At 54.4% G+C, this 12,239-nt stretch carries 12 protein-coding genes; 4 read left to right on the top strand and 8 right to left on the bottom strand.

The window, feature by feature from the left end; translation table 11 throughout:
* The first annotated feature begins 226 nt into the window (after nt 1–226).
* Nucleotides 227–847: a GTP cyclohydrolase I FolE gene (gene folE / locus ACKVOS_RS11705; protein WP_409212220.1), complete on the top strand. Its 621-nt coding sequence runs from the start codon at nt 227–229 to the stop codon at nt 845–847.
* Between the two features lie 85 nt (nt 848–932).
* A complete protein-coding gene (locus ACKVOS_RS11710) occupies nt 933–2,888 on the top strand; it encodes an alkyl/aryl-sulfatase (RefSeq protein WP_409212182.1) in 1,956 nt (651 codons plus the stop codon).
* A gap of 71 nt (nt 2,889–2,959) precedes the next feature.
* Here the strand turns inward: ACKVOS_RS11710 and mltG are convergent, their stop codons facing one another.
* From mltG to ACKVOS_RS11750, 8 genes are all read right to left on the bottom strand, one after another.
* On the bottom strand, nt 2,960–3,931 hold the full coding sequence (gene mltG / locus ACKVOS_RS11715; RefSeq protein ID WP_409212183.1) for an endolytic transglycosylase MltG: 972 nt from the start codon (nt 3,929–3,931) through the stop codon (nt 2,960–2,962).
* Nucleotides 3,932–3,934: 3 nt separating this feature from the next.
* The gene (gene fabF / locus ACKVOS_RS11720; RefSeq protein WP_409212184.1) at nt 3,935–5,191 is read right to left on the bottom strand and encodes a beta-ketoacyl-ACP synthase II; all 1,257 of its coding nucleotides are present in this window, start codon (nt 5,189–5,191) and stop codon (nt 3,935–3,937) included.
* A 133-nt stretch (nt 5,192–5,324) separates the two neighbouring features.
* The gene (locus ACKVOS_RS11725; protein WP_373474772.1) at nt 5,325–5,558 is read right to left on the bottom strand and encodes an acyl carrier protein; all 234 of its coding nucleotides are present in this window, start codon (nt 5,556–5,558) and stop codon (nt 5,325–5,327) included.
* A 94-nt stretch (nt 5,559–5,652) separates the two neighbouring features.
* Nucleotides 5,653–6,390, bottom strand: coding sequence for a 3-oxoacyl-[acyl-carrier-protein] reductase (gene fabG / locus ACKVOS_RS11730; protein WP_409212185.1), 738 nt, complete (start codon nt 6,388–6,390; stop codon nt 5,653–5,655).
* Nucleotides 6,391–6,412: 22 nt separating this feature from the next.
* On the bottom strand, nt 6,413–6,865 hold the full coding sequence (locus tag ACKVOS_RS11735) for a GxxExxY protein (RefSeq protein WP_409212186.1): 453 nt from the start codon (nt 6,863–6,865) through the stop codon (nt 6,413–6,415).
* 2 nt (nt 6,866–6,867) lie between these two features.
* Entirely contained in the window at nt 6,868–7,662 is a 795-nt protein-coding gene (locus ACKVOS_RS11740; protein ID WP_409212187.1) for a crotonase/enoyl-CoA hydratase family protein, read from the bottom strand.
* 4 nt (nt 7,663–7,666) lie between these two features.
* The gene (gene fabD / locus ACKVOS_RS11745) at nt 7,667–8,605 is read right to left on the bottom strand and encodes an ACP S-malonyltransferase (protein WP_409212188.1); all 939 of its coding nucleotides are present in this window, start codon (nt 8,603–8,605) and stop codon (nt 7,667–7,669) included.
* A 32-nt stretch (nt 8,606–8,637) separates the two neighbouring features.
* A complete protein-coding gene (locus ACKVOS_RS11750) occupies nt 8,638–9,474 on the bottom strand; it encodes an LD-carboxypeptidase (protein WP_409212189.1) in 837 nt (278 codons plus the stop codon).
* A gap of 89 nt (nt 9,475–9,563) precedes the next feature.
* On the opposite strand from ACKVOS_RS11750, the gene ACKVOS_RS11755 reads away from it, so the two are divergent.
* Both ACKVOS_RS11755 and ACKVOS_RS11760 read left to right on the top strand, forming a co-directional pair.
* Complete coding sequence (locus ACKVOS_RS11755) at nt 9,564–10,955, top strand: Mur ligase family protein (RefSeq protein WP_409212190.1); 1,392 nt, start codon at nt 9,564–9,566, stop codon at nt 10,953–10,955.
* Nucleotides 10,956–11,018: 63 nt separating this feature from the next.
* Entirely contained in the window at nt 11,019–12,137 is a 1,119-nt protein-coding gene (locus ACKVOS_RS11760; protein WP_409212191.1) for a GGDEF domain-containing protein, read from the top strand.
* The last annotated feature ends 102 nt before the right edge of the window (nt 12,138–12,239 follow it).

A 12,239-nucleotide genomic window follows, 5' to 3' on the forward strand; every position in this document is an offset into this window, starting at 1 on the left:
TTCCCCCCCAACGCCCCCGTAAAACGAGGAACTGTATTACGAATCAATAGATATCAGGTCTTGCGCTACATCGCTTGTACGTTTCCGACATTGGTCGATAAACAGACGCTATTGCAGGCAAATACCTATGGGCTATTGTCTGTATAGGATTGAAAGGCGGGTGACCGTACATGAAGGATGACGCAAACACGCGGTTTGCGGGAGCCCTGACATGAACAAGCCCGAAATGGTATTTCCCATCGCACACATTCATTATGACGACGAAATAGACAATAATGGCAAAGTCATTGTTCCTGAAGAGGTACAAGACGCTATCCGGACGCTTATCCGATGGTCCGGCGATGACCCCTCGCGCGAAGGACTTCTTGATACCCCCGCGCGAGTCGGGCGGGCCTGGCGGGAATATTGCAGCGGTTATGCCGAAGATCCTGCGGCGCATTTGTCCCGCACATTTCAGGAAGTGGGCGGCTACCATGAATTGGTCTTGCTGAAAGACATCCCGTTCCAGTCGCATTGCGAACATCATATGGCGCCGATAATCGGCAAGGCGTCCATCGCCTATATGCCTACCGATCGGGTGGTTGGCATTTCCAAACTTGCCCGCGTACTTCACGGTTTCGCACAACGGTTGCAGGTGCAGGAACGTTTGACCGCCGAAGTTGCGAACTGCATCTGGGATCATCTGAAACCCCATGGTGTGGCCGTTGTGGTTGAGGCCCAGCACGGGTGCATGACCGGGCGCGGCGTCAAGGTGCATGGCGTGGAAATGGTAACGTCAAAGCTGATTGGCTGCTTTCTTGATGACCAGTCGAGCCGAAAAGAAGTCATGAGCCTGATGGGTTATTGAGGCCAAAGCTGACCAATTTCCAATTGTCCAATCGACTTTACATTTGAAAGCTATCGGCGCACTCTTTTGATTGAAGGAGAGCGGCATGATAAAACAGGCTTTAATCGTCATCGGTTGCGTTGGCAGCATCACAGGCGCATCTGCGGCGGTGCAGGTACAGGAACCGAAAGGGGCCTCACCCTCGACCTCCGCCGCGCAACAGCAGATTGCCAGTTCATTACCTGCCGAAGATGGCAGGGACGCCGAATTTTCTGATCGGGGCTTTATCGCGACCCTTGCCGACCCGATCATAAAGTCCAAAGACGGTAAAACGGTCTGGAACCTGGATGCATATGCATGGGTGAATGGGCGCGCACCGGAAACGGTCAATCCCAGCCTTTGGCGGCACATGGGACTGCTGCGTAAACATGGCTTGTTCGCTTTGTCCGAAGGCATGTGGCAAATTCGTGGCTTCGACGTGTCGAATATGACCATTATCAAAGGCCAGACAGGCTGGATTTTAATCGACCCGCTCACCACCCGCGACACCGCGGCGGCGGCTTTGCGACTGGTAAACGAGACTTTGGGCGCCCGGCCTGTAAGTGCTGTGATCTACAGCCATAGCCACGGCGACCATTTTGGCGGCGTGCGCGGCGTCATTGACGAAAATGACGTTAAGGCAGGTAAGGTTCAGATTATTGCGCCCGAACATTTTATGGCCGAAACTGCATCCGAAAATGTCATGGCCGGGTCCGCGATGGGGCGGCGCGCGATTTACCAGTTCGGCAGCAATCTGACCCCGGGTCCGCAAGGGCAAATGGGTAGCGGAATTGGTAAAGGCATCGCGGGCGGCGACATCACCCTGATTGCGCCTACGATCGATATACGAAAAACAGGGGAGGTGCAGGTTATCGACGGGGTGTCGCTCGAATTCCAGATGGTACCGGAAACCGAGGCACCGGCAGAAATGAATGTCTATGTCCCGTCTGCGAAGACCTTTTTGGCTGCTGAAATTGCGACATGTTCCCTGCACAATATTCTTACCCCACGCGGGGCAAAGGTGCGCGATGCACATGCCTGGGCCGGGTTTCTGAATGAAGCGGCAAATCTATATGGGAAACGCAGCGATACGATTGCGTCCAGCCATTGCTGGCCACGTTTTGGCAAAACCGAAGTCAAGGGGTGGCTAAACGGGCAGCGCGATAATTACCGGTATCTGCATGACCAGACGGTCCGGATGATGAACAAGGGTATGACACAGGCGGAAATTGCCGAAACGCTAAAGGCGCCGCCTGCGATTGGGAATCAATGGTTCAATAAGGGATATTACGGGACTTACAGCCATAACAGCAAAGCAATTTATCAATTTTATCTGGGTTGGTATGATGCAGTTCCGGCCAATCTGAACCCGCATCCGCCCGAAATTCGCGCCACCAAATTGGTGTCCGCCATGGGCGGGGCCAAGAAAGTTCTGGCGGCTGCAAAAATGGCGATGGCCGATGGCGACTATCGTTGGTCATCGGACCTTCTGAACAGCCTTGTCTTTGCCGAGCCGCAAAATGCGGAAGGTCGTGCGTTGTTAGCCGACAGTTATGAACAGCAGGGTTATCAGGCGGAATCGGCTATCTGGCGCAATATGTTTCTGTCAGCGGCGCGCGATCTTCGGCAAGGCATAAAGGCCAGCATAACGACACAGAGCATCGATATGATCTCGGCCGTACCGACCGGACTTTTGCTCGATTCGGTGGCGACACGACTTGATCCGGGAGTGATCGGAGATAGATCGCTGAACCTGAATTTCAATTTCACGGACCGCAAGGAGCAGGCAAAAGTCAGTGTCGGCAATGCGGTGATGTTCAGCGAAATGGGCGTCAGTCATGAACGCCCTGCAGTGACTGTCAGTGCACCGCGTCAGCTTTTCCTCGCGCTATTGTTCTTGAAAATGCCGTTGGCGCAACTTGAAATGGCGGGGCTGAAAATAGAAGGCGACCGTACCCAGATTGACGCGTTGCAAGCGGCGCTTGATCCGATGCCGGGCCCGTTCAACATTGCGGAACCTTAGGATCAAAAGCCGCATAGTCGGAGTGATGATGGCGTTGTTAATAGGTCCTGACCCTAGATGGGAAGCTATCGTTACATCTCTCCGCGCTGACGGCGGATTGCGTACCATTTTTCGACATTGGCATTATGTTCTTGCAGCGTATTTGCAAATACATGCCCGCCCTTACCGTCGGCGACAAAGAACAAAGCCTTGGTTTCTTCGGGGTTTAACACTGCCTCAATCGCGGCGCGCGACGGGTTGGCAATTGGGCCCTTGGGCAGGCCGACCATGGCATAGGTGTTATAATCATTCACATCGGCAATTTCTGATTGACGGATGCGGCGGCCCAGCGGTTTCCCTTTGGTGATCGGATAGATGATGGTTGGGTCCGCCTGCAACATCATGCCTTGCCGGATGCGGTTGGAATAGACGCCAGCCACAATGCCGAGCTCGGATTTCAAGGACGTCTCTTTTTCAACGATTGATGCAAGTGTCAGGGCCTCTTCGGGTGTTTTAACCACCGTGTTGGCGCTGCGCTTTGGCCATAATTCGTCGATTGTCCTAGTCATTGCATCCTGCATCCGCTTCAGGACATCTGCGCGGCTTTCATTTTTTTCAAATGCATAGCTGTCGGGCAGGACGGAGCCTTCGACCGGTACGCCAATCGAGCCTTCCAACCGGTCATTTGCCATCAAGCGTTCATAAACCATGATGGATGGCCAGCCTTCGGGAATAGTGACCATACGCTGGACCGTCTTACCGCCGGTCAAAATATCCAGCACTTCGGAGTTGGAGGCCCCTGCCGGTATCACGAATTCGCCTGCTTTTATGGTGCTGGTCGCGCCGAAAACTCTCGCCCGGTTGACGAACGCATCAGCGGATTTGACAACACCTTCGGCTTCAAGCTGGACGGCGGCGGAGGTAATGCTGGACCCTGCCTTGATAACGACCGACGCTTCGCGAGCCAGCGGGCCCGGCGCGGTCCAGCCATGAACAAAGTTGCCCGCGATAAGCGAAAGCAGAAGGACGGCAGCAATTATCACCCATTTGGCGATACGGCGCACTGGTTATATGGCTTTCATAATCAAGCTGGCGTTGGTTCCACCAAAGCCGAAGCTGTTGTTCAGGACTGCCTTAACAGAACGTTTTTTGGCGACCAAAGGAACGAGATCCACGCCTTCGGTTCCCTCGTCCGGGTTATCGAGGTTTAGCGTTGGGGGAACGATCTGGTCCCGCAAGGCAAGAATACAAAAAATGCTTTCGACTGCACCGGCGCCGCCGAGCAAATGGCCGATTGCGGATTTGGTCGAGCTCATCGACACGGTTGACATAGCATCGCCAAACAGACGTTTGACCGCTCCTAATTCTATCGTGTCGGCCATTGTCGAGGTGCCGTGGGCGTTGATATAATCGATATCGGACGGGGTCATTCCGGCCTTTTTCAGAGCCATTTGCATGGAACGGAACGCACCATCACCTTCGGGATGCGGGGCGGTGACGTGATAAGCGTCGCCCGACAAGCCATAGCCGACCACCTCGGCATATATTTTCGCGCCACGCGCCTTGGCATGTTCATATTCTTCGAGAACGATTATGCCCGCGCCTTCGCCCATCACGAAGCCGTCGCGATCCTTGTCATAAGGACGGCTGGCTTGTTCGGGGCGGTCATTATAGGTCATGTTGAGCGCCCGGGCCTGGGCAAATCCGGCGATACCCAGCGGGTTAATCGTGCCTTCCGCACCGCCTGCCAACATGATGTCGGCATCATCGTCCCGGATCATGCGCGCGGCATCACCGATGGAATGTGCGCCGGTTGAACACGCTGTGACGACCGCGTGATTTGGACCTTTTAGGCCATATTTAATGCTCACCTGTCCAGATATCAGGTTGATAAGACGTCCGTGAACAAAATGCGGGCTGACCCGGCCCGGACCTTTTTCAGCCAATACCAACGCTTCGCTCTCGATGCCGGGTAATCCACCGATACCGGACCCGATTGAACATCCGGCGCGCAGTTTCAGGTCTTCGCTCATTTCGGTAAGCCCTGCATCTTCCAGCGCTTGTCCGGCGGCATCGATGCCAAAAATAATGAACGGATCGACTTGCCGTTGCACCTTGTGATCGACCCGCTTGTCGGGATCAAAGCCCCAAGGGTGATCTTTCGGTTTTACCTCACAGGCAATGTGGCATTTCTGATTGCTCGTGTCGAAATGCGTAATGCGCCCAGCGCCGGATTTTCCCGCAATCAGGTTCGCCCAGGCGGTTTCGACATCAGCCCCTAACGGCGTAACCAGACCAAGTCCGGTAACCACAACACGACGCATGCTTTATCTCCTGACGGGCATAATTATCGCCCAATAAAAACAAGTGGAGCCAAAAAGCAAACGGCTTTCCGGTTAAGACCGGAAAGCCGCGCTATTCCTTGGGTTTGCAACGCAACCGCGTTGCAACATCCGATCAACCGTTTGAGTTGATAAAGTCGATGGCATCCTTGACGGTTGCGATCTTTTCGGCCGCATCGTCAGGTATTTCGACGTTAAATTCTTCTTCAAAAGCCATAACAAGTTCAACAATGTCAAGGCTGTCAGCGCCCAGATCATCGATGAAGCTCGCCGCTTCATTCACCTTGTCGGCTTCGACGCCCAGATGTTCGACTACGATCTTTTTGACCCGTTCCGCGGTATCACTCATTTTTTTGCCCCTTAATGTTATGGGAAGGTTTGATATCAGGACTCGCCCTAATGTCCAGAATCGCCGCTGGCAAGGGGCAAGCGCGGGATATGCGCTAAAGCATTGCCATCCCGCCATTAACATGAAGTGTCTGGCCGGTAATATAACCAGCTTCTCTCGACGCAAGATAGGTAACGGCCGCACCGATGTCGGCACCATCCCCCATACGGCCCATCGGGATTCGGGCGTTGAGCGCATCTTTCTGCGCGTCAGGCAGAACATCGGTCATCGGAGTCGCGATAAAGCCGGGGGCTACGCAATTTACGGTGATACCGCGGCTCGCCAATTCCTGAGCCATCGACTTGGACATGCCGACCAGCCCTGCCTTGGATGCCGCATAATTGGCCTGACCGGGGTTGCCCGTCGCACCGACAACGCTGGTGACAGAAATCATTCGGCCAAAGCGCGCCTTCATCATTGGACGGCTGGCCGCGCGCATCAGCCGGAATGCGCTTTCAAGGTTGATCTGGATCACTTCGGCCCATTCGTCGTCTTTCATGCGCATGGTAAGGTTGTCGCGCGTAACGCCTGCATTATTCACCAGAATGTCGATCTGACCCAGTTTCTCGAGCGCCGCCGGGACAAGAGCCTCGACGCTTTCCGCATCACCCAGATTGCACGGTATGGCGACATGGTCGCCGCCCAGAGAGGCGCGAAACGCTTCCAGTTTCTCCACATTGGAACCTGAAACCGCCAACCGCGCTCCTTGCGCGGTGAGCGCGTGGCAGATCGCACTCCCAATCCCGCCCGAAGCTCCTGTCACAAGGGCGGTCATGCCGGTAAGATCAAACATCAATTCATTCCTTTTGACTGGTTCACGCAGAGCGCGCAGATTTCGCAGAGTCTTTGTGATTATTGACGACGCGCTTTATTCCATCCATCATCGATAGACAGCCAAAATTCAAGACCAGCCCTACCGGGAGTTTTTTCAATCTTAAATATGTGAGCAGTTGCTTTGCATAAATGGGGCTGAGTTTCTCAGAAGATTTTATTTCAATTATCAGGCGCTGATCCACCAAAATATCAATTTTGAAGGCATTTGCAAACGAAGAGCCTTCAAATTCGATGTCCACGGGTAATTGCTGTTCAACACGATAACCCGCTTCGACAAGCTTGCCGACCAAAACGGTTTCATAAACTTTTTCAAACAATCCTGGACCCAGTGCGGTATGAATTCTCATTGCTAAGCCAATGACTTCGCGCGTTAATTCGTCGATAGGCTTATCTCTATTGTTCTCCGCGTACTTTGCGACCTCTGCGTGAACCAAGCTTATTCTCCGGTAAACTTCGGCGCGCGTTTTTCCATAAACGCGTTGATGGCTTCGTCATTGTCGGCGGTTGCGTGGGCAAGGGCTTGCATCGCAGCCGACATTTCGAGGATATTTTTCAACTCTGCGGTTTGCCCTTCGCGCAAGAGACGCTTTGTCATCCGCACAGCATGCGGAGGGTTCGCGGCAATTTTGTCCGCGATCCGGCGCGCGGTGGCTATCAGTTCTTCTGGTGCAACTACTTCGGAAACGAGGCCGATGCGCAACGCTTCTGCTGCGTCGATCATTTCGCCGGTCAGCGCCAGTTCGGTTGCCTTGGAAAATCCGACAATGCGCGGCAGCAGCCAAGCTCCGCCATCGCCCGGTATAATCCCGAGTTTAACGAAGCTCTCCGCAAATTTGGCGTTGTCGGATGCCACACGGATATCGCACATACACGCAAGGTCGCAGCCTGCGCCAATGGCGTGACCGTTGACGGCAGCCACAACGGGCACTTCGAGTGCCTGAAATAATAAGGGCAGGCGTTGGATGCCATATTTATAGTTGCGCCGCGTCTGGACAGGCTTGGCAGAGCGAAGGCTGCCGACGTCGGGCGCCATTTGCTTCAAATCTCCGCCCGAAGAAAAGGCGCTGCCTGCACCCGTCAGAATAACGCAGCCGATGCTGATATCCTTATCCGCAGCCTCCATCGCAGCGCATAAGGCGTCGACGACATCATTGTCGGATATGGGATTGCGCTTTTCGGGCAGGTTCAATTTTACGGTAAGGACAGCGCCGTCGCGTTCTTGCAAAAGCATGATCTTAAAGTTCCTTCAAAAGGGCTTCGATGTCGTCCATCGAAATAATGCTGGCGGTCGATACATCTTCGCCGGCGCTGCGCTTCACCATGGGGCTTAGAACCTTACCCCCAAATTCGACAAAATGCATCACGCCGGCGCCTGCCATGGCGATGGCCGATTCCCGCCAGCGCACTCGACCGGTCACTTGTTCGACCAACTGCGCGCGGATGGTGTCCGGATCGACAACCGCGTTTGCCGTCACATTGGCGAAGAGAGGCACGACCGGTGTTTGCAGTTCGGTGTTGCCCAAGGCTTCGGCCATGGCATCGGCGGCGGGCTGCATCAGAGGACAGTGAAAAGGTGCCGACACCGGTAATAAAATGCCGCGTTTGATTCCGTGGTCTTTGACCAATTCTACTGCACGATCAATCGCGCTTTTATGGCCGGATATTACAACTTGGGACGGGTCATTATCATTCGCAACGGTGCAGGTTTCGCCTTCGGCAGCGGCTTTTGCCAGGGCTTCGGCCTTTTGTATGTCCGCGCCCAACAAGGCCGCCATCGCGCCAATTCCTACAGGAACAGCTGCCTGCATCGCGCGTCCACGTAATTTTAGCAGCTGTGCCGTCGTCGCAAGGTCAAAAGTACCCGCCGCACATAATGCGGAATATTCACCCAGCGAATGTCCCGCGACGAAGTTGCATTTGCGACCAAGAGAAACGCCGCCTTCAACTTCCAGAACCCGCAAGGTGGCAACGGCGTTGGCCATGATCGCAGGCTGGGCATTTTCGGTCAGCGTCAGATCACCTTCCGGTCCTTCGCACATTAGCTTGAACAGATTTTGTCCCAGCGCATCATCGACTTCCTGAAACACGGCCTTCGCGGTGGGACTGGCGGCCGCTAGCGCTTGGCCCATGCCAACGGCCTGACTGCCTTGGCCTGGAAAGATGAATGCGCGCATGAATGCTCCCTTTCAGTTATGTTTGCAGCCGCCTAGAAAGTGGAGCTGGATGTTGCAAGCCCGAACGGCACGATCTTGTTGTCCGCGTCATGGCCGATATCTGCGGAACCCAGAAAGTCGATGCCGCTTATGCGGCACCATCGTTTGGCAATATCGGTTGCGCCTTCACCAAATGGGCGGTCATTGTCAGGTACGTCGCTGACCCGGCCGAGCCGCAATCCTGCAAGACCTGCTTCTTTCAAATGGCTGCTTACATGAAAAAAAGTGCGGTCAAAGGCGTAAAGATATTCGCTCACTTCTTCGATCATCAGAACATGACCTTTCAGGTCGGGCATCAACGGCGTGCCGACCATCATGGCCAACGTCATCAGGTTAAACGCGGCAAAACGTTGGCCTGCCTGAATGCCGGGTTCCAAAGCCACCGGATTGCGGTGGACGATCCATTCAAGCGCGCGCTCGACCGCCTTATCGCCGCCGTCACGCCGGATATCGGCTGGCATCGGGCCATGTGCAAGAAAAGGAAAGCCGTGCCGATAGAGACAACCGAGCAGATTGCCCTGATCGCTATACCCCATATACAACTTGCCACGAGCTGCGGATTTCAGTTGTGCTACCGCCTGTTCGGCGATGCGGACTGCCCCATAGCCACCCCGCACAAACCAGATTGCATCGATACCGGGGTCATTTGCAAGATCAACAAATGCAGACAGGCGCTCGCCGTCCGATCCTGCGAAATGCCCACTTTCGGTAAAGCATTGCGGACTAAAAACCAACTCGGCACCCGGATGGCTGACTTTGGCCAGCGCGATAACGCGGTCGGCATCGTCGCGTGTAAATGGCGTGGATGGCGCGCAAATGCCAATCTTCATGAACGCTTTTCCTATCCCCGTCTCTGATCCAGCCACCTTATGGTGAGGTCTATGTTGCCAAAGCCCGTTGCACACAATAGCGGGGTTGGATGAGCAATACCAAATCCTATTTCTTCTGTGGCATCGGCGGTTCCGGGATGCTGCCGCTCGCGACAATTCTGGCGGAACAAGGCGCAACGGTCGCGGGTTCGGACCGTGCTCTGGATCAAGGGCGTTTGGGCGCGAAATTTGAATATCTGCAGGCGCGGGGTATAAAGCTGTTCGCGCAAGATGGCAGTGGCCTTACACATGGCGGGCAGATTTTGGTCGCTTCTGCCGCAATTGAGGACAGCGTTCCCGATGTCGCCAAGGCACATAGCCTTGGCTGCGCGCGTATGACACGGGCAGAATTATTGGCCGAACTTTTTAACGCCGCACCGCGTTCGGTCGCGATAGGAGGGACAAGCGGAAAATCGACTGTAACCGGCATGATCGGGTGGATTGCCAGCGAGGTATTTTTGGATCCTACCATCATGAACGGTGCAGTGATGCGTAACTTTGCCAATGATGATGCGCCTTTTGCGAGCAGTCGGGTCGGCAAGGGGCATCTATTTGTCAGCGAGGTCGATGAAAGCGATGGTTCTATCGCCCTGTTTCGTCCGGAAATAGCCGTGCTCAACAATATCACGCTCGACCATAAAAGCCTGGAAGAATTGCGACAGTTGTTTGGCGATTTTGCCGGACAGGCAAAATGCACGATATGGAATGCTGATGATCCGGAATGTGATGCGCTTATGGCTGGAAAATCCGGCGCGATTTCCTTTGGTTTCGCTTCATCCGCTGATTATCAGGCCGTGGATTTGGTTGAGGCACCCTTTTCCATTGGGTTTAATGTAATTCACAATGGCAATGTGTACCCGGTGGCGCTGCCCGTACCGGGTCGTCATAATGCGGCGAATGCGCTGGCGGCGCTGGCGGCCTGCGCGGCGTTGGGCATTGATTTGGAGCGGTCGACCAAAGCCATAGGTCAGTATAAAGGTCTCGCCAGGCGCTTCGAAATTATCGGATCGGAGGACGATGTCACTATTATAGACGATTTTGGACATAATCCGGATAAGATATCGGCAACGCTTGATACGTTGAAAGCATTCCCCGGGCGGGTGATTGCATTTTTCCAACCGCATGGATTTGGGCCGTTGCGTGTCATGGGTAGCGAGCTGGCCGATGTGTTTGCTGCCAAGCTTGATAGCAGGGACCGGCTATTTCTGTGTGATCCTGTGTATTTTGGCGGGACCGTGGACAAGAGCATAGGTGCCGACAGTGTTGTGGTTCGGGTTAACAAGGCTGATACCGTGCGCGCTGAACATATCGCGTTGCGCGACGACTGTGGACAGGCGATCCTTGCGATTGCCAAGCCGGGAGATCGCATCGTCATCATGGGTGCGCGGGATGATACTTTGAGTGTTTTTGCATTGGAAATATTGCACAAATTGCAAAAATAGAACCACCCAAAAAAATATGGTAAAGAAATTTCGCGGTCATCCGTTTCTCTGCTCATGAACAACTTGTCTTTAGATTTTGGCGGCAGCAACGAAACTGCCGGTGGCCTCCTAAAATGGCTTTGGGGACGTAAACCCGAGGCCCGCGATCCGAATGTCCGCGAAGAATTATCGCGTGATGACCGGTTCATGATGCGACACGGGGCCATGGTTGAAGATATTTGTGAATTTCTGGCGCGCGCCGGACTGGACCCGATCCCCGACCATTATGAGTTAGCTTGGCTCTATTTGGCCGGGGCTTCGAGCACACAGCGGCATATGATCGAGGCGCACATGCTCGAACATGGCGGAATCGCGCCCGTCCACGCAACCGGCCTGCTTGATGTCATGCGGAATGCCATTAGCGAGCGCGAATTGGCCCAAATGGTCGAAAAGGCCAAAAGTGATATCAATGAAGCGCAATTGACGGCGGATCGATCCGGTCAGGAAGTCGCCAATTTCGGCGCTGCATTAGGCGTATCAGCAGATTCGCTGTCTGATCCCGACGCCGCACGCGATGCGGTCGTAAAGTTGCAAAACCTGACCAAAAACATGATGGAACGTGCCGCCAAAGCAGAAGCGGAATTGAAAGAGCGTTCCAAGGCCATGTCGCAGTTGAAAAGCCGGTTGGTACAAAGTCAGAAGCAGGCGTTAAGCGATGCCTTGACCGGCCTTCCCAATCGCAGGGCATTCGATCTGCAATTGGACGAAGCAATCGAAAATGCCCACGAAACAAAACAGCCTTTGTCGGTCGCATTTTGTGACATCGACCATTTCAAAAAGGTCAATGATACCCATGGACACGCCATCGGCGACCGCGTTATCAAACATGTGGCGCAGGTTTTGAAAAGCTGCGCTGGGGCAAAGGCCCATGTGGCACGGCACGGCGGTGAAGAATATGCCTTGTTGTTCGAAAACATGAACGCGTCACTTGCCTGTGATTTGTTGAACAGCGCCCGCGCCCGCCTGGATGCCAAACGCTTGGTTGCCAAAGACACGAATTTGACCATCGGTGAAGTTACCATCTCGTGCGGCGTTGCCACCTTGCAAATCGGCGAGACCGGCGCATCCATGCTGACCCGCGCCGATCAGGCTTTGTACGAAGCCAAAAACACGGGCCGCAACCGCATCTGCATCGCGCCATAGGGTTGCGCTTATTCCTAAATACCCCTAGGGCGCACGCTCTGCCGAATATGATTCGGTAGAACGAAGAAGGCCGGAGGGGCGTTCGCATGGTGCGGCGTTAGC

The sequence above is a fragment of the Sphingorhabdus sp. genome (assembly GCF_046154385.1).
GTDB lineage: Bacteria > Pseudomonadota > Alphaproteobacteria > Sphingomonadales > Sphingomonadaceae > Sphingorhabdus_B.